16 protein-coding genes are annotated in these 21,939 nt (G+C 40.4%); all 16 read right to left on the reverse strand.

Annotated features, from left to right (window positions below; translation table 11 throughout):
- A partial coding sequence (locus tag TZ91_RS05650; protein WP_045597387.1) for a sialic acid-binding adhesin occupies positions 1-3,468 on the reverse strand: 3,468 nt, incomplete at its 3' end.
- Positions 3,469-3,789: 321 nt separating this feature from the next.
- Complete coding sequence (locus TZ91_RS05655) at positions 3,790-9,729, reverse strand: ZmpA/ZmpB/ZmpC family metallo-endopeptidase (protein ID WP_033686588.1); 5,940 nt, start codon at positions 9,727-9,729, stop codon at positions 3,790-3,792.
- Between the two features lie 2 nt (positions 9,730-9,731).
- Positions 9,732-10,295 (reverse strand): TIGR01440 family protein, encoded by a 564-nt coding sequence (locus TZ91_RS05660; RefSeq protein WP_033686587.1) that lies wholly within the window; start codon positions 10,293-10,295, stop codon positions 9,732-9,734.
- 114 nt (positions 10,296-10,409) lie between these two features.
- Positions 10,410-12,101: a cache domain-containing sensor histidine kinase gene (locus tag TZ91_RS05665; RefSeq protein WP_033686586.1), complete on the reverse strand. Its 1,692-nt coding sequence runs from the start codon at positions 12,099-12,101 to the stop codon at positions 10,410-10,412.
- The gene (locus TZ91_RS05670) at positions 12,098-12,835 is read right to left on the reverse strand and encodes a response regulator transcription factor (protein ID WP_033686585.1); all 738 of its coding nucleotides are present in this window, start codon (positions 12,833-12,835) and stop codon (positions 12,098-12,100) included. The genes TZ91_RS05665 and TZ91_RS05670 overlap by 4 nt, the downstream gene beginning before the upstream one ends.
- Before the next feature lie 70 nt (positions 12,836-12,905).
- Positions 12,906-14,018 carry a peptide-methionine (R)-S-oxide reductase MsrB gene (msrB, locus tag TZ91_RS05675; RefSeq protein ID WP_033686584.1) on the reverse strand — a complete coding sequence of 371 codons (1,113 nt, stop codon included), beginning with the start codon at positions 14,016-14,018 and terminating at the stop codon, positions 12,906-12,908.
- A 9-nt stretch (positions 14,019-14,027) separates the two neighbouring features.
- Positions 14,028-14,591: a redoxin family protein gene (locus tag TZ91_RS05680; RefSeq protein ID WP_033686583.1), complete on the reverse strand. Its 564-nt coding sequence runs from the start codon at positions 14,589-14,591 to the stop codon at positions 14,028-14,030.
- A 13-nt stretch (positions 14,592-14,604) separates the two neighbouring features.
- Positions 14,605-15,315: a thiol-disulfide oxidoreductase-associated membrane protein CcdA2 gene (gene ccdA2 / locus TZ91_RS05685; RefSeq protein WP_033686582.1), complete on the reverse strand. Its 711-nt coding sequence runs from the start codon at positions 15,313-15,315 to the stop codon at positions 14,605-14,607.
- A 166-nt stretch (positions 15,316-15,481) separates the two neighbouring features.
- Positions 15,482-16,030, reverse strand: a complete 549-nt coding sequence (locus tag TZ91_RS05690; RefSeq protein ID WP_033686581.1) for a GNAT family N-acetyltransferase — start codon at positions 16,028-16,030, stop codon at positions 15,482-15,484.
- A 591-nt stretch (positions 16,031-16,621) separates the two neighbouring features.
- On the reverse strand, positions 16,622-17,446 hold the full coding sequence (gene nadE, locus TZ91_RS05695; RefSeq protein WP_033686580.1) for an ammonia-dependent NAD(+) synthetase: 825 nt from the start codon (positions 17,444-17,446) through the stop codon (positions 16,622-16,624).
- Complete coding sequence (locus TZ91_RS05700; protein WP_033686579.1) at positions 17,443-18,903, reverse strand: nicotinate phosphoribosyltransferase; 1,461 nt, start codon at positions 18,901-18,903, stop codon at positions 17,443-17,445. Before TZ91_RS05700 ends, nadE begins: the two co-directional genes overlap by 4 nt.
- 115 nt (positions 18,904-19,018) lie before the next feature.
- Positions 19,019-19,507 carry a DUF6773 family protein gene (locus TZ91_RS05705; RefSeq protein WP_000247408.1) on the reverse strand — a complete coding sequence of 163 codons (489 nt, stop codon included), beginning with the start codon at positions 19,505-19,507 and terminating at the stop codon, positions 19,019-19,021.
- Positions 19,497-19,706, reverse strand: coding sequence for a helix-turn-helix transcriptional regulator (locus TZ91_RS05710; protein WP_033686578.1), 210 nt, complete (start codon positions 19,704-19,706; stop codon positions 19,497-19,499). The genes TZ91_RS05705 and TZ91_RS05710 overlap by 11 nt, the downstream gene beginning before the upstream one ends.
- 147 nt (positions 19,707-19,853) lie before the next feature.
- Positions 19,854-19,994 carry a hypothetical protein gene (locus tag TZ91_RS10115; RefSeq protein ID WP_080702831.1) on the reverse strand — a complete coding sequence of 47 codons (141 nt, stop codon included), beginning with the start codon at positions 19,992-19,994 and terminating at the stop codon, positions 19,854-19,856.
- Between the two features lie 45 nt (positions 19,995-20,039).
- On the reverse strand, positions 20,040-20,450 hold the full coding sequence (locus TZ91_RS05715) for a GNAT family N-acetyltransferase (RefSeq protein WP_080702830.1): 411 nt from the start codon (positions 20,448-20,450) through the stop codon (positions 20,040-20,042).
- A gap of 100 nt (positions 20,451-20,550) precedes the next feature.
- Positions 20,551-21,915 (reverse strand): amino acid permease, encoded by a 1,365-nt coding sequence (locus tag TZ91_RS05720; RefSeq protein ID WP_000095647.1) that lies wholly within the window; start codon positions 21,913-21,915, stop codon positions 20,551-20,553.
- Positions 21,916-21,939 lie beyond the last annotated feature (24 nt).

Consider the following 21,939-nt stretch of genomic DNA (forward strand, 5'->3'; position numbering starts at 1 on the left):
TGTCACTCCTGCGTTTTTAGCTTGAGTTACTGCATCGTTTGTTGTCGCGTTGTCAATTGCTTGCTTAGCTGCATCAGCTTTCGCTTTCGCGTCTTCCTTAGCTTGGGCTTTCTCTTCAGCAGTCAAATCGTTATTGGCATCAATCGCATCGTTCTTAGCTTTCAGAGCTTCGTCGATGGCTTGTTTTGCCGCTGGCTTCGCTTGCGCTGTTGGTGTTACTGAAGATACACTTGTCGCTCCGTCATTTTTAGCTTGTTCTACCGCATCGTTTGTTGTCGCGTTGTCGATTGCAGTCTTCGCTGCATCAGCTTTCGCTTTCGCGTCTTCCTTAGCTTGGGCTTTCTCTTCAGCAGTCAAATCGTTATTGGCATCAATCGCGTCATTCTTAGCTTTCAATGCGTCATCGATGACTTGTTTTGCAGCCGGTTTAGCTGTTGGCGTTGGAGTTACTGAAGATACACTTGTCGCTCCGTCATTTTTAGCTTGTTCTACCGCATCGTTTGTTGTCGCGTTGTCGATTGCAGTCTTCGCTGCATCAGCTTTCGCTTTCGCGTCTTCCTTAGCTTTGGCTTTCTCTTCCGCTGTTAAATCGTTGTTCGCGTCAATTGCTGCTTCCTTGGCTTTTAATGCTTCATCTACTGCATTTTTTGCATCAGTTTTCTTTTGACTTGCTTGCGGGTTAACACTTTCCACATCAGCGACACCTGTAGTTTTCGCATTATCTACTGTTGAGTTTGTTGTTGCAGTATCAATATTATTTTTAGCCGCTGTTGCTCTTGCTTGTGCATCTGCTTTTGCTGCTTCTTTTTCTTCAGTTGTTAAATCATTTCTTGCATCAAGTTGTGCTTCTTTCGCTTTAAGTGCATCATCTATTGCTTTCTTAGCCACTGGTTTCGCTACCGCTGTTGGCGTTACTGAACTTACACTTGTCGTTCCTGCCGTTTGGGCTGAGTCCACTGCTACGTTTGTTGTAGCATTATCGATTGCTGTTTTTGCTGCATTCGCTTTTGCCTGTGCATCTGCTTTTGCTGCATTCTTCTCTTCTGTCGTTAAGTCGTTATTCGTATCGATGGCTGCTGCTTTCTCTCTTAAAGCTGTATCAATAGCTGCTTTTGCCGTATCTTTCTTAGTTACTACCGGGTTATCATTGCTAATCACAGTTGTTCCTGATGTTTTCGCATTATCTAATGCTGCTTTTGTCGTTACCGAATTATCATTAATCGCTGTTAAAGCTTTTGTCTTATCGGCATTAACTTTTTCGATTGCTGCTGCTTTTTCTTCCGCAGTTGCATTTGTATTTGAATTAATTTCCGCAATTTTTTTGTCTGCAGCTGTATTAATTGCATCAATTGCAGGTTGTTTATTTAAACTCGTGAACTCTGATAAAGGTTTTGTATCAGTTGAACCATCTTTATACATTACAACAAGATTTCCATTAGCATCTTTTGTAATCGTAGAAATTCTTGACGCTTGAATTTCTACAGCTTGTCCTCTTTTACTTGTAAGATTTGCATCATCGTTAGTTTGAGAGTATTCAATTTTTACTTTTTCTTTAATTTTTTCAAATTCGTCAGCCGTAACATTCGCTGGATCTACTACACTAACTGTTCCTTCTGGAGTCTTAATATCATATTTAGTAGTTTGATTTTTTACAACAAACTCAACATAACCTTCAATTTTTTGACGTTCTGCAGGATTAGTAGTTGCATTAATTCTTCCGTTAAAAGGTGCACTTTCTCCATTGTTGTCATCTTTTGCAACGATAACACTTGTCCATTTTTTCCCAGCAGTTAAATTCGTTGTTCCAGTCATTTTAATGGTTGCTGTCTTCTTATCTTCAGAAACAGAACCTGCTCCGCTTGTTACTGCGCTATCAACAATATTCCCTACTGCTAAACCAAAACTAGTTGCATTATTATAGTTAATGTCACCAGGGCCACGAAGTTTTAGGTCCTTAATCTTAGACTCATCCGTTGCAGTAAATGTTAAATCCGTTTCTTCGCCAGAATAGATATAAATATTTCTGTTTGCTTCGTTTGAATACGGTAGATTAACAACCGGCGGAATATTTTTTTGTACAATTTCCCCTACCGGTTTTGTCTTCGTAGAACCATCTGTAAATGTCACAACGATATTATTCCCAACGATATTAACAGATTGGATAACATCCTCAGGATGTTCAACTAAAGTTCCACGTTTATCAGCAAATCGTGCATCTTCGTTTGTTGTTGAATATTCTAATTGAATACTATCTTTGATTTTCTTTAAATCTTCTGCTGTAGGATTTGTCAAACTAGTTACAGAAATCTTTTCATCTGTAGGTTGAGATCTTAATGAATATTTCTTAGATTGAGCTTTTAATACTAAGTAGAAATACCCTGGGTCTGCAATACTATCACCTTTTTTAAGATTCTCTCTACCTTGATCATCAACCACCTGAATATAACGAGTACCCACGTTAAGTGTTTGGTTTTCTTGTTTTGTATAATCTCTGTGTTTTTTCAGTATATCGTTTGGACGACCTGTAATAACGATTTTCGCAGGATTTGCTTGACTCGCCTCCGATGTTACCCCTGCCGTTTCAGCACGATTTATTACCCTAGCAGTAAATCCAAATTCAACATCCAAGTCATTATCTGTACCTGCAACATTAGGGAATCTTTGTCTAGATCCTTTCTTAATCGTTGCATAACGAATCTTTCCAGTTTCAGAATAAACAGGAATTTCTAATGAGAAATGCTCTTCGTTATAGATATAGATTTTCTTCTCATCTGGTATGGAGAATGTAAAGTCTACCTTAGGATCTTGATTCACAGCTGCACGGAATGTTGTATCCTTTTCAATTTCACTCCCATTACGTGGATCATTGGCACCAGTATTTTCAATTGCATTTGATTCTGATGGTTTCTCAGTATTATCAGCTTTGATACCAACTGTTTCTTTACCTTCAGTTGTATCTGTTGAAACAATTTCTTTTTTCTCAACCAGCTTATTTCGTAATTTTGAGTTAACTGTAGCAACCAGTTTTTGATAGGCACTCGTCAATTCTTCTTGACTGCTTGCGTTCGCTAAAGTTGCTTTGGCATTAGCCAATTCAGCAGCTAGACTCGCTACACTTTCCTCTGTCTTATTAGCGTAGGCTCCACTTGAAATCTTACCTTCAATTTCACCAATATAATTTGCAAGTTGGCTTTTATCTAATTCTGGTTTACTAATTTTTGGCTCACTGATTTCGGACTCACTCTGATTTTCAGCCTTCTCCCCACCTGATTGAGCCAACTCTACTTTACTAGAAGACTCTTCAGTTACTTTCAATTGATCAGCTGCAACTGCTCCATTTCCTAAAAACATTAAAAAGGCAGCAACCGCTACACTCGCTGCACCAAAACTATATTTACGAATGGAGAAACGCATGATTTTTTCTTTTCTCTGATTCTCAAGGGACTTATCAGAAAGCTTGTTCTTCATTTATAATATTTCCTTTTCTCTTATCTGTATACACATTATATCATATTAAACTTTATGCGTATTTACAAATTACTTTATATTTAATTTTATAATTTTTAAGCTATTTTTGCAAGTTGTTTGAACTAGAACAGAATCCATAAAACAAAGCCCTGCCTGACATTTCATTTACTTTTTGAAAATCTATTTTCTAGTATTTTAGTTATAAATATATTCAATAATTATGCTTGTAAATGAACAGTCAATCACTACATAAATAAAAAGGAGAAGACATACTTGCCTCTCCTTTTTGAGATTAAGTCAGTCCCTTCAGGACTAACAAAATTATTTAAAGATTGAAGTTTTAAAGCTATTTGTTTGTTGAAGAAGTTTCTTGAAGATTTTCTCTTTAAGTGATACGGTATTATCAAATTTAACTGAGCCATTTTTAAGAGTAGCTTTATCTTTATCAACAGCTGCAGCAAATGCATTCTTCAAGTCATCGTAACTACTATATGTAGTGCCGTCAATTGTAACTGGGTTAAATCCTGCTTTCGCTTTATCAACAACTTCTTTGAAGTATTCTTTCTTCCAATCTTCTAGAGTATTAAATTTACCATCAGAAACTTTCTTAATGATGAAGTCATCTCCTAGAGTAGCATGACCTGCTTGTTTAGACTCATTTTTCAGCATGTTAGAAGCATAATTTAGGAAGCCTTTTTCATATCCAAAGTAACCCCACATACGGAAGGTGTTATGTTTGAATGACATTGCTCCTGGAGCTCCTTCACTTGTGTTACCTCCGTAGATACCAGCGGTAATTGGTACAGTTACATAGGCAGAGCCAAATCCAGTTGGGTCATACTGACCATTGCCAGGACCGTGCTTAGTCATGAAGTTTTTCTCTACTAAGTCGTTAACAGATGTTAAATTATATTCTTTTTCTTCTGCATTTAAATCTCTAACGTTGTCGTATTGGTTCTTCGTATTAGCTCCACGAAGTTTCTTATCTACTTTCTTGAACCAAGCGTTGTTTAGTTCTTTACTGCCTTTATCAATTACAGCTTCTCCTTCAAGGTAATCAAGAAGCATAAGCGTATCATTGAAACCTTTCATGTAATGATCAATTTCAGCGCGAGAAGTAAGGTCATTTGGATTTGTGTTATACCATTGATTTCCGTCATTTGGACGTTCGTATGCCATGTTTAATCCAAGTGCTTTGAAGTCACCGTTTGGACTTGTTTCAGCAGGAGATTGTAACATACCTTGTGCAAATGCCTCTAAGTCAGTACCTTCACGGTGTCTTGAACCACCTAAGTAAACCATACGGTCATTTACGTGAGTCGTTTCGTGAGTGAAGGCTGAGATACCAAAGTCACTAATCATATCCGTCACCATAAAGAAGACTGAATCATCTTTATATGGATTACCGTAGATACGAGCTACAGCTCCCATACGCCAGTCAGTTGCGTGGTAACGACCTGTTGGTCCGTACAATTCACGGATAGGCGCTACATCCTTACCACTATTCGTATGTCCATATTTATCTGTGCTGATTCCTTTATAGTTTTGGTTATCAAGTACTGGTGTTGGCACCATGTTATTGCTCTTAAGCAGTTGATTACGAACTTTATCTAATGATAAACGAGACCAGAAGTCTAGGTAATTTTGTTGACCTTTAGCGACTTTATTGATTTCAGCTTTGAATGCTTCGCGTTCTTCTGCAGTATTCTTACCGTATTTTTCAAAGGAACTGTAAGCCATAGTGTTATATGTTGAGATTAAGAACATATGTGCATCTTTTAAATTCAGAAGTGGCAGAATCATCTTACCGTGCATGTCGTTGTTTAATCCCTCGTAGGCTCTGTGTTTCTTATCAGCAAATTCAGGAGTTGTTGTTTTAGGTTCAACGATATATACATTATCTTTAGTAGCTTTTATGAACCAATCGTTTAAGTCTGTGTCACTTGTGAATAGACGCATATTATAGTCTAAGAAACTGTTTAACTCGCCTATACCGATAACTCCACCGATTGTTTCGCGATAAGCTTCTAAAGTTCTATCACCTTTAATATTACTTTCTTTAGAACCAACCTTAATCAAGAAGTCTAACACACCAACATTCTTACCATAGAAGTCCGGTTTGAATAGCATTAATTCTTTAATATTAAAGTCATCAAATTTAACTCCGTAGTATCGGTTGAGGTAAGACAAACCAAGAAGAACTGCGGCCTTATTGTCATCGATTTTCTTAATCAAAGCACGTTTTGCAGCTTCATCAGTGTTAAGCTGGTGATCTTCATTTTCTACTAACTTCGTAACGAATTGAGTAAGATTATCTTTAACGTACTTGAAGCTTTCTTCGAGGTACAAGTCCTTAATTGCATTGACTTTGTTGCCACCAGTTCTACCCAAGTGTTGGTAAACCGGGTCAGATTGCAATTCAACTGGACTTAACTTGCTTTCGATAGCGCTGATTAAATCTGAACGATCTTTAACCACCATATTTGGTGTATAAACGACTTCACCAAGCTCAGCGACACTGTATTCTTTCACTTGTTTAACTTTAGATTCTTTCGGTGAAATCGTAAAGATATCTTTTGTCTTATCAGCGTAGTGAACCAAAATATGGTCAGCATCTGTAAGGTCTGTGACAAAGTCATTGCCTTTCATCGCCGTTACAGATAACACTTCTTTCGTTAATAAGTTTGATCCAGCTGGAATCTTATTCCCTTGGTTGACAATCCATTCTTTGTTATAGAATGGTTGAAGTTTTTCGATGTTACGGTAAGCAAGCTCACGAGATGCATTGTAGTCATCAATATTTTTGTATTGATTAGCTTTACTTACAATATTGTTCAGTTTATCTTCAACAGGAAGTGTGCTTTCAAATTTATCAGCAGTGATTCCCATTTTAGCGATTAATTCATCAGCTTTTTCTTTAGTTATGCTAGGAATTTTTTTAGAATTATTATAAGTTGTTTTACCTTCACTTACACCCTCAACACTGTAATTGCGCTTCGTTCTAGAGTATGTAAAGTAATCATCAGCATCAATATCAGAGTGACCAAAGACCATTTCACCAGTCTTAACTTTCATCATAGTGATGTTGTCTTCTATAGCCCCTAGTGCCCAGTTAGTCCCTAGCAGTCCACCAGACATAACGGCTTCTTTGAGTTCAATAGAGCCTTTTGCTACAGAGTTTCGAAGAGTACCTTCTTTACCTAAAGTATTGTTGTTGCCACCGTTTTGAGATGAATATACGATTCCAGCGGCCTTAGCTTTGTTACCTGTGATTTCAGCATCAACATAAGCTTTTTCTACAATACCTTTCCAGTTTTCACCGACGATACCTGTTAAGTAACCACCGCGATTTCCAGCAGCGTGTACTTTACCGATAAATGCAACGTTACTTAATTTTCCACTACCATCAATTTTATTGATAACACCAGATACATCATTATTACCAACAACGTTACCTGTTACTTTAATATTCTCTACAGTCGCATTATTTTTGATAACATTCGCTAGTGGTGCAATCCTATCAGTACCTGGCATGTCGATATTTACATTTTCAAGTAGTAAATCTTTAACAGTACCACCGACAATATCACCGAATAAAGGTCTGTTCATATTGCTAATGGTAAATTTATTACCGTCAGTGCTTGTCAATGTTCCTTTGAAAGCATTAGTAACATAAGATTTTCCTGCTGGTTTAACGTTAGCAGCATTGATATTGCTACCAAGCTTAAATGTGCCGGTCGGGTCTTTTTGCATAGCTTTTACAAGATCGTCAAAGCTATAATATACATCACCTTCGTGTGTTTTTTGTTTTTCAAAGTAATGAACATACTCTTCGCTCAGTGTGTTATCAGCATTCCGTTGAATCAAATCTGGTGCTTTGGCAGTGACTTTGTATAAGGTTTTTCCGTCTTTTTCTACTTCTTCAATCTTGTCAACGGCCAGTCTTGTAACTTTGTTGTCGTGAGTTGTAACTCGTAGGTAAAGTGGAGCAACATCAGCTGGTTTTTCTGTCAGCAAACTAGTATCTGTTTCATTACCATCAGCATCCACACTCATCAAGCTTGTTTCTTTGATGTTTTTGATTTCAACTTTTTTGAGGTCAATTCTTAGAGGTTCTTCCTTCAGAACTTCTTCCTCATCACCCTCACCACGGTCATAAACCATCTTCGTTTCAAGTTTATAATCCTTGTAGTACTGTAAATCTGTCAGGGTAGTTGTCAAGTCATCTGGTGAAACATTCAAGGTTTTGACAATCTCATCACCTTTTTTCAGAGTTAAGGTAATAGATTTAATGGCTGCCTTACTTGGATTTTCTAGACTATACTTAACATCTGAAGTCCGTTTCAAATCCTTAGGCTCAACTGCTGTGATGGTCAATACTGGTTTTTCAAAGCTCTTGGTACCACGTTTCAAAATTTTGTCTTGAGGTGCCTCAAGGATTTCCTCTGTAACTTTTGGAGCATCCTCTGTTTTAACTCCCTTAATGGTATTAAAGGTCTTGGTGATTTTTTTCTGGCCTTCTTTTCCTTCTTGAGCTACAACTTCTAAGCCTTTTTTCAGTTGGTCATCTTCTTTAACAACTTCCTTAAATGGAATCTTTTCAAGACTTTCTTCTACAAGAGTTCCTTCAATTGGTTTTATCCCACGACTTACCTGTTGGTTTACAGGCTCCTTGGCAACTTCTGTGCTAGTTGAAAGAACTTGGTCCGTTTTAACACCTTCTACTGTTTTATAAGTTGTTTTGGTAACTTGACTACCTTTTTCACCATTTCTTACGACAGTTTCTTCGTCCGTATACTTGGTTGGATCCTCAGTCGTTTCAGTTTTGTAGTCTAAATCTGTAGTCGATGTTTCAACAAGGGTTCCTTCAGTTACTTTGTACTCAGGTAACTGATCTTGTACAAGGGCTTGGCCGGTTTTACCTTCCTCTTGAGTTCCTTTTACTTCGATTGGAGCTTCTGGTAATTCTGGCTGTGTTAGAGCTTGTCCTGCCTTACCTTCTTCTTGAGTTCCTTTTGCTTCTACTGGAGCCTCTGGTAATTCGGGTTGCGTTAGAGCTTGTCCTGTTTTACCTTCCTCTTGGGTCCCCTTCGTTTCAACTGGAGCCTCTGGTAATTCGGGTTGTGTTAAGGCTTGTCCTACCTTACCTTCTTCTTGCGTACCTTTAGCTACTTGATGCGTTGGTTCAGCCTGTGGGGTTGGAGTTGGGGCAGGTTGCACCTCTTTCTTCGTTCCAACTGCAATGACTTGTGACACAGGATTCTGAACCACTTGGTCTTCGATGACTTCTCTAACTTCTTGACCATTAACCATTGATACTTTGGTTACAAGGCGACGCTGACCCTTTACTCCAGCTGTGACGATACGAGTCTGTCCTTCTGCTAGATTAGCATCTGGGCTTGTGACTGTTTCAAACGGAATCTCCACCAAGCTCTCTTCCAGTCTGGTCTGAGGATTCGCAGAAACTGGTTTTTCTTCAACAGCAGGAGAAAACGGAGTTTGTGCCACAGGTTTTTCAACAACAGGTTCGGTAGTGATAGCAGGTTTTTCGACGACAGTTTCTGGCGCAACAGTAGGTGTTTCTTGAACGACTTCTGTCTTCTCGTTTTCTTTTGAACTTTGCTTTTCTACTGGTAACTGAGGCTTCTCAGCTGAAACTGGTCTTGATGGATGGAGTTCTGCTTCCTTGAAGTAGCCGATGTACTCATAACCATCAATATGGATAATCCCTTCAGACAATCCTTCATGTGTAGAGGCTGAAATAGTTTGGTTATAAGAGAGCAATTCTTTATTTTCAAATGCGAATGTTCCATAAGGTACAAAAGTGCTGGCTCCTAAAGAACCAATCAAGAGAACACCTAGGACTTCTTTACGACCTTTTTTGGACACTAAAAAGACTGCTAGCGAGGCTGTTGCCAAGCCAAGACCTGCTAGAGCGACTTCCTTACTTCCTGTGTAAGGAAGTTGTTGACTGGTAGTTGCCTTCTTGCGATAAACTACATAAATAATATCTTCATCTTGAAATTCTGTTGGAACCTCATGATGAATCAGAGCTTTTTCAGACTCGGTCAATTCCTGCTCCGCCAAATAACGATAATGAACGCTATGAGCACCACCGACTTCATTGGCTTGAACCTTATCCACTGAAAGGGTACTAGCACCAAAAAGGAAGGCCCCGATTGCTACAGGACCTACCCCAACAGTTAGCTTACGAATCGAATATTTGGTGATTTTTTCTAGTTGTTGTTTTGTTTTTTTCATTCTCACGACTTTCTGATAGAATCTTGTGGATAATGCGCACGCGCACCTCCAATTAATTTTGGACGGCTAGCAAGAGCCGTTACATGGGCATGCCCAATTTCTCTCAAAAGAGGGCGAATCGGAACCTGAACATGCTTGACATGCATACCAATTGCAGTGTCTCCGATATCCAATCCAGCATGAGCCTTGATAAATTCGACCTCAACTGGATCTTGCATAAACTTGAAGGCTGCCAACTGACCTGATCCTCCTGCATGAAGGGTAGGAAGGACACTGACGATTTCCAGACCAAACTGCTCTGCCAACTGACGTTCAACGACGAGGGCCCGATTGACATGTTCACAACCTTGAACAGCTAGATGAATTCCTTTTTCCTCTAGGATATCTAGGATGGTCTTCACAATGATTTCGCCAATTTCTTGGCTGGATTCCTTGCCAATCTGACCACCTATCACTTCACTAGAAGAAAGGCCCAAAACAAAGATAGATCCTTGCTTCAAATTGGCCTTTTCTAATACATCTTTTACAATCTGGCTTGTTTCTCTTTGAATGTCTTTTTCCTTCATACTTGATACCTCTTTTGTCATTATCTATCATATCGTTTTTTCTACGTTTTAGCAAGATAGACAACCTAGAAAGCTTGCCCAATTACGCATAAAACTCCCAGAATTGACTGGGAGTTAACTAGTTTCTATTCTATTTATGTATATTTCAACTGTCGTACCTTTTGAGGGAATAGAATCAATCTTCATTTGGTAATCTTCTCCAAAGTGAAGTTTGAGCCGTTGATCAACATTTTGAAGACCAACTCCCCCACGTTTGAGTTGACTTTGACTACTATCGCTAGCATCTTGGAAACCAACCCCATCATCCTCAATGCGGATGACTAGTCCTGAATCCTGTTTCTGAACAGAAACTTTAATATGTCCCTGACCTTCCTTTTCCTTAATGCCATGGTAAAGAGCATTCTCTACAAGAGGTTGTAGGACCAACTTGGGCAAGACTAGCTTATCAAAGGCAGGATTTTCCTCAATCTCGTATTCCAGCTTATCCCCATAGCGTTGTTTCTGGATAAAGAGATACTGGCGGACATGATTGATTTCGTCAGACAGACAAATCCAGTCCTTACCTTGATTGAGCGCCAAGCGGAAATAGGTTGTCAAAGACTTGATCACCTGAACCACGCGCTGACTATCCTGAAATTCAGCCATCCAAATGATGGTGTCCAAGGTATTATAAAGGAAATGCGGATTAATCTGGCTCGATAGGGCTTGAAGTTGGTACTGACGGGTCGTTTCTTCCTGCCTGCGAATATCCGCCATCAGCTGATCAATCTGATCCAACATGGCATTGAACTGACGAGTCACTTCTCTCAGTTCATGGGCACCAGTTTCCTTGGCACGAAGATTCTGATTACCAGAAGCAATCTCCAGCATGGTTTCTCTCAAGTCATTCAGAGGAGCAATCCAACGTTTAAGACTAATCCACACCAAGCAGAGACAGGCAAGAAGAGATGTGAAACTGGCTCCAAGCAAGGTCCACATGAGTTGACTCCTAACCTGGTCTAACTTCTCCAACGAAGACACGCCAAGCACCGTCCAATCAGTTCCAGCAATCCTTTCCTGACTGACGTAGGACTTGTGATCTGGAGTATAGCCCTGCCCTGTATCAATATAGGGTTTCATGGCCTCCATTTCGCTAGACGAACTATAAACTGTGTGTTGAGGATGGTAAACAAATTCATGGTTTTCATTGATAATAAAGGCAAAGCCCTGCTGACCCAACTGAAGTTGATTTAGATAAGCTTCCAGAGTTTCATAAGAAATATCCAAACGAAGCACACCCAGATTAGCTCCCTTTGCATCAACAAGTTCCTGAGTGACAGAAATGACCCACTGACTATCTGATTTACGAGCTGGGGTCAAAACGGGCTTAGCCCCCTGATGAATGGCCTTTTGGTACCAATCCTCAGCCATCATATCAGAGGAGGTTTTCATCTGCACACTATCATCGGTAGAAATGACCTGACCGGATTTGGTGACCAGGACTACCGTTTTCAAGTCTTGGTCTGACTTTAAGATGGTCAAAAACAAATCTCGAATCCCCTTGACCTGGTCTTGACTGGGATTCTCAGCATAGGATAAAACATCTGCCTGCTGGGTCAAACTAGTCGAGGTGGTTTCTAATTTTTTGATATAAGACTGGATAAAGTGGCTAGTCTGACTGATAGTCGTTTGGCTATTGCCCTCAATAGTAGCCTCAATGGCTGAAGAACTAGATTGATAGTAGAAAGTCCCAACCAGAGCTAGGAGAATGAGAAAGACCAGAAAGATAGAAATAACCATTCTGACTAGGAGAGAAGAACGCTTCATCGACCTTCCCCCTTCTTAAACTGACGAGGTGTCACACCTGCAATCTGTTTAAAACGTTGGGTAAAATAGTTCATATCTTCAAAACCAACTTTCTCTGCGATCTCATAAATCTTCAGATCGGTAGTTAAAAGCAAAAGCTTGGCTTGTTTGACACGTTCTCTCACTAGGTAATCCTGAAAAGGCAGGCCCAATTCTTTCTTAATCAAAGAACTCAAATAAGTCGGACTAAAGCCTAAGTCATTTGCTAAAGACTTTAAACTAAACTGGCTATCAGCCAGATGGGACTGGATTTTCTGAGCCATATTTCCCTCAAACTTATCGGTCAATAAATCTTGTAACTGCTCTTCCTTTTCTTCCTTATCCAACTTTTGCTTGATTTTCCCCAACATTTCCTCAATATCCTGACGAGAAAAGGGCTTGAGCAGGTAGTCATCGACACCTAGTTTGACGGCAGACAAGGCATAATCAAAATCATCGTAGCCTGTCAAAAAAACCAGATGCACCTGAGGATAGGTTTCTCGGACCAGACTGGCCAACTGGATGCCATTTAGCTGAGGCATATTGATATCGGTTAAAATGATATCCGGCACCTGCTTTTGTATCAATTCCCAAGCCTGCCTTCCATTTTCAGCCTGACCGATGATTTCCATATCGTAGACTGCTACATTGACCAGCTTGGTCAATCCTTGTCTTACCAGATATTCATCTTCTACGATTAAGATTGTATAGGTCATGCTTCTCTCCTTTGTCACTTACTAGTATCAGTATAGCAAAATTCTCCTCTAACTGCTTAGGAAAGCCCTCTTAATCAACATAATCTAGTAAATAAGCGTAGCCTTTTTCTTCCATTTGGTCTTTGGGAATAAAGCGGATAGAGAGACTATTGATACAGTAGCGCAAGCCACCCTTGTCCTGTGGGCCGTCCGTAAAGACATGGCCAAGGTGAGAATCTCCAACTCGGCTTCGCACTTCCATGCGTGTCATATTGTAAGACTTATCTTCCTTGTAGGTGGCAACATCTGGACTGATGGGTTGGGTAAAACTAGGCCAGCCACAACCAGACTCAAACTTATCCTTTGATGAAAAGAGAGGTTCACCAGTTGCTACATCCACATAGATACCAGATTCAAATTTATCCCAGTAACGGTTTGAAAAAGCTCGTTCTGTTTGATTTTTCTGGGTGACTGCATACTCCTCAGGTGACAAGGTCTTTTTCAATTCCTCATCACTTGGTTTGGGATATTTGCTGGCATCGATGACGGGATAGGCCGCCTGATTGACATTGATATGGCAGTAGCCATTTGGATTTTTCTTGAGATAGTCTTGGTGGTAATCCTCAGCCACTACAAAATTCTGCAGACTCTCCTTTTCAACTGCTAGAGGTTGATCGTATTTCTTAGCCACCTCATCAAAGACTTGGTTAATCACCTCTAAATCCTTGTCATCTGTGTAATAAACACCAGTACGGTACTGGGTTCCCACATCATTTCCTTGTTTATTTTTGCTGGTTGGATTGATAATGCGGAAATAATGAAGCAGGATTTCTTTGAGGGAAATTTGATTGGCATCATAAGTAACATGGACAGTCTCCGCATGACCTGTTTGGTTGATTAATTCGTACTTAGTTGTTTCCCCTCTACCATTTGCATAACCTGAAACGGCATCTGTCACTCCGGGAACGCGTGAGAAATATTCCTCAACTCCCCAGAAACAACCTCCAGCCAGATAAATTTCGTGCAAATCTGCATCTTTACTCACTTCTGTTTTTTTCACTGTTTTTCCTCCTTGGCTAACTGATGCTTTCTCAATTTGCGAGCTATCTGTCTGCCCTGCATTTCGCATCAATAGAAAATAGAAACCACTTATAGCTAGGACAAAAATCCCTGCCAAGACAAACAATTTTACTTTATCATTCATGATCTTTCTCTACCCCATTTCTTTCAATGTTTTTAAAATCATATCCTTATCCATAAAACCAGGTTGCGTTTTGACCAGCTTGCCTTCCTTGTCTATAAAGGCTTGAGTTGGGTAAGAACGGACACCATAACTTTCCAAAAGTTTTCCGGACGGGTCAATTAGGACTGGGAAATTTTTATAATCCAAGCCCTTGTACCAGTTCTTAAAGTCTGCTTCTGCTTGTTCCCCCTTGTGTCCAGGAGACACCACTGTCAAGACCACATAATCATCACCAGCATCTTTAGCAATTTCATCGGTATCTGGAAGACTGGCTAGACAGATGGAACACCAAGACGCCCAGAATTTGAGATAGACTTTCTTTCCCTTGTAATCAGACAAGCGGTAGGTCTTGCCATCTACTCCCATCAGTTCAAAATCAGCAACCGCCTGACCTTTAGTCGCAGTTTGCGAACTAACTTGTTCAGTTTTTGTTTGCTCCTTCATAGTAGATTGGTCTGACATATTTTTAGCCGAACAGGCTGCCAAGCAACAGATTGAGCCGACTCCAAGGAGACATGTTTGCCATTTTTTCATTTCTTCTTCCTCTCTATTCAAATAATCTTGTTAAAATAGAAGCATTTCCCAAAAGCACCAAGATTCCCATCACAATAATGAGGAAACCACCCACTTTTTTGAGGGTTCCGAGGTAGGGATGAAGTTTTCGGAAATGTTTCAAAACATAGCTGGAAGCTAGAGCTAGAACCAAAAATGGTAGCGCTAGACCCAGTGTGTAAACCAACATAAGACCAGCTCCCTGCCAAGCACCTGAGCCACCTGAAGCCGCTAAAGCCAAAACAGAGCCAAGAACCGGCCCCACACAAGGCGTCCAAGCAAAACTAAAGGTCAATCCTAGTAAAAATGCCTGACTATAGCCGTTACCCTTTTGCCCTTGTCTCTTTAATTGTAGCCTTCTTTCCTTGTAGAGTCCCTTCAAATGTAAGACTTCCATCTGGTGCAAGCCCAAGAGAATGATGACCGCACCCGTCACATACTGAAACCAAGGGGCGTACAGCAAATCTCCTAAAAAACCAGCTCCATAACCCAGCAAGATAAAAATAAAAGAAATACCCGCTATAAAGGCCAGAGTTCGCAATAAACTAACAACTGAGATTGAAAATTTGCTACTAGAAGCCTGAGCACCATCTTTATCATCCAACAAGACCCCTGCATAGACCGGTAACAAGGGTAAAATACAAGGAGAAAAGAAGGAAAGAATTCCAGCAAGAAACACACTAATAAAAAAGATTATATTATCCATCGCCTTCCTCCATTCTTTGATTTGATAGGACTATTATAGCCCCAAAACTCAAGAAAAAACAGGGACAATGATAGGGAAAAATAGGAATTTAATCAGGTTATGTAAAAAATGGTGTAAAAAAAGCCAGACACAGTCTGACTTCGATGGAAACAGAAAAGAAAATTCACTAGTCTTCTCTGTTTATCTGATAATAAATTAAGTCTGCCAGATATCCTTTTCTCTCTACACCATCGACAATGGTTTTTAGATAGGACATTCCAGCCTTCTCCATGACACGACCTGAAGCTGGATTGAGACTAGCATATCGTGCTCTAACATTTTGAAAACCTGCTTGAGTAAAACAGAAGTCCAAGACAGCTTTCAAGGCCTCCGTCATCATATCATGACCCCAGTATTTCTTGCCTAGCACATAGCCAATTTCACAAGAAGAATCGTTCTCATCTATTGCAACGATGCTGATATCTCCTATCACCTGCTCCGGGTTTTCTTTGAGGCAAATGGCCCATTTGTAATAGTTGGGATTAGTATAGGAAGCAACCCAGTTACGAATCGAATTTCGAGTCACCTCGACATCAGAATGAGGATCCCAGGTGACATAGGTCAGATTCTCAGCGGATGAAGCCCAATTCTGAAACATGGCTTCTACATCACTTTCCACAAATCTTCGCAAGATTAAACGATCTGTCTGTAATATTTGCGTACCAATAGATTGCACTATGCTACCTCACTTTCTGATAGATGATTCTCTGCCCAACCTCAATTTAAATTTACTTTGCTTTTTAATTTCAAGGTAATAAGCTAAAAAGGTCCACAGGACCTTCCTCGCTTACCTGTTTCCATGCTCGGGGTAAAAATACTAAACTCAGTAACAACTAGAAAACGAGTTTTTCGTCTAATCCCTTGACGCAATCGCTGTCTGGTTTGAAATGCGCTCTAGCAAGCTTTTTCAAACCTAGTCATCGTTGCGGAGGTGAGACGACGAAATCGAACTCTGTGAGTTACCAGACCTACTCTCACTTTCTTATTTCAAGGTGAGAGGCTGAAAACCTCCACTGGAGGTTTTTCTTGCTTTTTAATTTCAGGGCAAGAAGCTAAAAAGGTCCCCCGGACCTTCCTCGCTTTCTCATTTATAGGCTCAGGGTAAAAAGACTAAACTCAGTAATAACTAAAAAACAAGTTTTTCATCTAGTTCCTTGACGCAGTCGCTGTCTGGTTTGAAATGCGCTCTAGCAAGCTTTTTCAAACCTAGTCATCGTTGCGGGGGTGAGACGACGAAATCGAACTCTGTGAGTTACCGATTTCTGTCTCACTCCCAAAAGTCATCGAATACGGTGATTGGTAGGTGGCGTTTATGTTGACCTTTGTGCCACCAGTTTTCGATTTTTGCTTGGGCTTCTGGGCTGATTGTTTTGCCTTCTAGGTAGTCGTCAATCTCTTCATAAGTGACTCCGAGGGCCACTTCGTCAGCTAGACCTGGTTTATCTTCTTCTAGGTCTGCCGTTGGGATTTTTTCATAAAGGGCTGGGTCTGCACCAAGTTCCTGTAAGAGTTGTTTTCCTTGGCGTTTATTGAGGCGGTAAAGAGGGAGAATATCTGCACCACCGTCACCAAACTTGGTAAAAAAACCTGTGATATTTTCCGCAGCATGGTCTGTCCCAATGACCGCTCCGCTATGGGAACCAGCTAGAGCATACTGAGCAATCATACGGCAACGTGCCTTGATATTTCCCTTGTTGAAGTCTGAAACAGGACTACCTGTCGCTTCAACTGCAGCTGTCATAGCATCAGCAGATTCCTTAATATTGACAACTAAACTGATATCAGGCTGGATAAAGGCTAGTGCTTTTTGAGCATCTGCTTCATCGGCTTGCACTCCATATGGCAGGCGGACAGCGATAAATTTGTAGCTGTCATCTCCCGTTTCAGCTCGCAGTTCTTCCATAGCCAGTTGAGCCAATCGTCCTGCTAAAGTTGAGTCTTGTCCTCCAGAAATTCCTAGTACAAAAGTTTTTAGGAAGGGATGTTTTTTCAGATATCTTTTTAAGAAATCAATGGAACGACGGATTTCTTCCTGGGCATCAATCACCGGTTTGACACCCAGCTCTTGGATAATCGTTTCTTGCAAACTCATTCTTCTTCTCCTTCACCAAGGGCTTCCTTGCGCATTTTGTCAATCAAGTCCATCTTGTCTTGCCATACATCACGCGCCAAATCCACTGGATAGTGCTGCGGATTGAGCACACGCTTGTACTCATCCCAAAGCTTGTCAAATTCCTTACGAGCATAATCCTGAATCTCAGTCAAGCTAGGCAAGTTGTAAATCAATTTCCCGTCCTTGAAGATATCCACCAAGAGAGGAACGGCATCAAAATTACGAACGGTCTTCTTGATGTAGGTATAAGTCGGATGGAACATCTTGATTTCCGTCATGTCGCTCACATCCACACCGTCATAAGTGATATAATCGCCTTCTGACTTGCCTTTTTCACGACTGGTAATACGCCACACCTGCTTCTTACCTGGCGTAGACACTTTTTCCGCATTATTAGACAGCTTGATCGTATTGCGCATGTTCCCATTTTCATCTTCAATGGCCACAATCTTATAAACTGCACCAAGAGCTGGCTGGTCATAGGCTGTAATCAGCTTAGTTCCCACACCCCAGACATCAATCTTGGCCTTTTGCATCTTGAGGTTGAGGATGGTATTTTCATCTAGATCATTAGAAGCATAAATCTTAGCATCTGTAAATCCAGCCTCGTCCAGTTGCTGACGGACTTTCTTAGAAATGTAGGCAATATCCCCAGAGTCAATCCGCACACCCATAAAGTTAATCTGATCACCCAGCTCACGCGCCACCTGAATGGCAGCTGGTACACCGATGCGAAGGGTGTCATAGGTATCCACAAGAAAGACACAATTTTTGTGGGTCGCAGCATAAGCCTTGAAAGCTTCATAGTCATTGCCATAAACCTGTACCAAGGCATGGGCATGGGTTCCCAAGACAGGAATGTCAAAGAGTTTACCAGCACGCACGTTGCTGGTTCCATTGGCACCACCAATCACCGCTGCGCGTGTTCCCCAGATAGCCGCATCCATTTCTTGCGCCCGACGTGTTCCAAACTCCATCAAGGGTTCATCTTCGATGACCGAACGAATACGAGCTGCCTTTGTCGCCACCAAGGTCTGGTAGTTAACAATGTTCAAAAGAGCCGTTTCGACCAATTGACATTGGGCTAGAGGGCCTTCCACCTGCACAATCGGTTCATTAGCAAAAACTAAGTCCCCTTCTTGGGCAGAACGAACGGTCAACTCCAACTTGAAATTGCGAAGGTAGTCCAAGAATGCTCCATGATAGCCTAGCGACTCCAAATAGGCAATATCACTATCTGAAAAACGCAGGTCTTCAAGATAACTCACAATTCTTTCCAAACCTGCAAAAACTGCATAGCCGTTCTTAAAAGGCTGTTGGCGGAAATAAACCTCAAAGACCGCCTTTTTATTGTGAATTCCTTGGTCAAAGTAAACCTGCATCATGTTAATCTGGTACAAGTCCGTGTGCAATGTCAAACTATCATCTGGATACATACTTTTCCTACTTCCTTATCTAGAAACCCATGAAAATTTTCAAGAACTTTCATGTATTCCAATAAATTAGTACTATTATATCACATTTTAGCTGGATTGAGAAAAGAGTAACAAGCTATTCTCCACTCTCCAGTTCATCCATATCTTGTTCAAACTTTTTCTGAGCCCATTCGCCATAGCTCTTCAGACCAAGATTGCCAATAAAGACCCAAGGAAGGTAAATAACATAAGTAATTGCCCAAGCAGACAGGTATTTAACATTCAAAGGATTGTGCTGATAAATTTCTATATTGAATTGATAATTCTGCAACATCAAAAGCGCCGTAATAGCCAAGGTTAGGAAAAAACAACCCAAAATCGTAAAATGAAAACGACTATAATAGGTCACTCCCAGATAACGGGCACGATTGAAAAAGAAGAAAATTCCTACTATCAGAGTATAGACTAGAAAATTCGGATTAAAAAGAGATGGAGCCAACACTGCCACCAAATAGCTTAGAAGTACAAGCCCAATAAAGAGTGAAAAAGACTCTGCCCCAGCTTTATTGATTAGTTGTTCTTCTCTTTCGTCAAGTAATTGATAATGAATGAATTTATTTACCATCTTCTTCCTCCCAAAATAGTTGGTCTAGGGTTTTCCCTAAGCATCTGCAAATGGACTGGCAGAGCGAGAGACTGGGATTGTATTTTCCCGCCTCTATCAAACCAATAGTCTGGCGCGTCACCCCGACAGCATCTGCTAGTTGACCTTGAGTTAAATCACGCTCCACCCGAGCTAATTTTAATTTTAAATTTTTAGCCACCTGCGTCCTCCTTATAGTTTTAAAAAGTTGCGCCTCTTTTTAACAACATTATATCATATATCTAACTTAATGCAACATATATATGTCATTTTGTAATATTTTATTAACTAAAAACTCTCTACCACAAAAAGATAGAGAGTTTTTAGTTTAAATATAGGATTTCAAAAAATCTACGGCATCGTAGGCTTTCACATCTAATGTCTCAGCTGCAATTGTATTGTCCTCAATATCACCTAGAAAGACATAATGTGTAGGATTTAACTGGTATTTATCGAGAATCCCCTTCATACTTATGTCAAGAACCCCTCTTTGCCTTATACTTTCATATTCACCTTACAAATTCTTTTGGTAATAATATCTTTGCCCAATGTAGGGATAGTCTTGTAACCTAAAGACTTCCTTGTAGCCATGCATTTTATAAAAATCTGGAGCTTGAAACTGGTAGGTATTGACAAAAGCAAAACGACAGTTTCGATTCTTAGCTTCAGTTTCTGCTTGCTGCAATAGTTTTGAACCGATTCCTTGCCCTCTCAGTTTCTCTTTTACAAATAAATACTCGATTTCTAGCCAATTTCCAAAAGTCTCTGCTATCAAACCTGCCAGGAGATTGCCCTTTTCATCTTCTACATAAAGATTAAGCGGCTCACTTTCGGCCTCTTCTCTTTTTGAACGGTTATAAACACGAATCAGATTCCCTATTTCTTGTGATTTATGGGATTCCTTATTTTCCAATCTAAAGTACATCTAAACCTCCTTAAACTCTGTTACAGCTTGATTATAGTCTTATTTCAATAGACTGTCAAACTAGCAAAAACCCACCAAGCTAAGTTGATGAGTTTAAAATCTATTTTCTAAATTTCCACTGGCTGTAAATTCCAAAACCGATAATCCAGATAGCTGAACCGATCGCTCCTACAAAGGTAGACTCTTGTAAAAAGAGGGTTACAAAGACAAAGGCAAAGAAGAGCATGGTTAAAGGATTTAAGAAACGATAGTGGGGCATGAGATAGCCATCCGCCATAAAGTCTGGTGACTTGCGGTATTTAAGGTGAGCCACCATAATCAAGATATAAATGGCGATATAGACACCTGATGATGATGCCGTAATCAAGGCAAAGGCATCCGAAACACCTGGCAAGACATTGATAAAGGCTGCTAGGGCAATCAAGATTGCTGAAGCGATGATGGCATTTTGTGGCACGTTGTGGCGAGAAAGAGTATCTGCCTTAATAGCCTTTAAGAATGGGTTTGGTGAATCATGGGCAATCTGATACAAGTGACGACCTGTTGAATAAAGGGTTGAGTTAAGGGCAGATGCTGCTGAGGTCAAAACGACGAAGTTAATTAAGGCCGCTGCCCACTTGATACCTGCCAATTCAAATACTGTTACAAAAGGAGAATCAGCAGAAGCAAGTTCACGCCAAGGAATAATGGACATAATGGCCAAGAGAGCTCCACCATAGAAAAAGACGATACGTAGAGGAATTTCCTTAACGGCTTTTGGCAAGACCTGACGTGGATTTTTAGTTTCAGAAGTTGTGACCCCGATAAACTCAATCATGAGGTAGGCAAAGAAGACCATCTGGAAGGCCATGACAAAGTTGACTCCACCATTTGGGAACAGTGAGAAATTGTCAGCAATATTAGCCAAACTTGCTACTCCATGTGGTGTCTTAAAGCCTGTCAAGACCATAAAGACTCCTGTTGCAATCATAGCTAAAATAGCCACAATCTTGACCATAGCAAACCAAAACTCAACTTCCCCAAAGAGCTTCACCGCAATCAGATTGACCAAGGCTAGAATAGTCAAAAATCCAATCTCAATCATCCAACTTGGCCAGCTAGGGAACCAAAACTGAACATAGTGAGAGATGGCTGTAATTTCCGCCATACCGATAAAGACAACGGATAGCCAGTAAGACCAAACTGAGAAATAACCCCAGCCCTTACCCAAATGGCGCGTGATAAAGTTGATAAAGGTATGTTGCTCAGGGTCTTGGTAAAGCATTTCCCCAACTGCACGCATCATGAGGAACATGAAAGCCCCTGTAATCATATAAATCAGTACAATGGAAGGACCTGTTAGGCTGATAGAGCGACCTGCTCCCAAAAAGAGTCCTGTTCCGATTGTTCCCGCGATGGCCATAACCTGCACATGACGATTGGTCAGACCACGCTCCATCTTATTTTTTTTCTTCTTTGAACTCATAACGTCTCCAATTCAATTTAATTT

The organism is Streptococcus mitis (assembly GCF_000960025.1).
GTDB lineage: Bacteria > Bacillota > Bacilli > Lactobacillales > Streptococcaceae > Streptococcus > Streptococcus mitis_DH.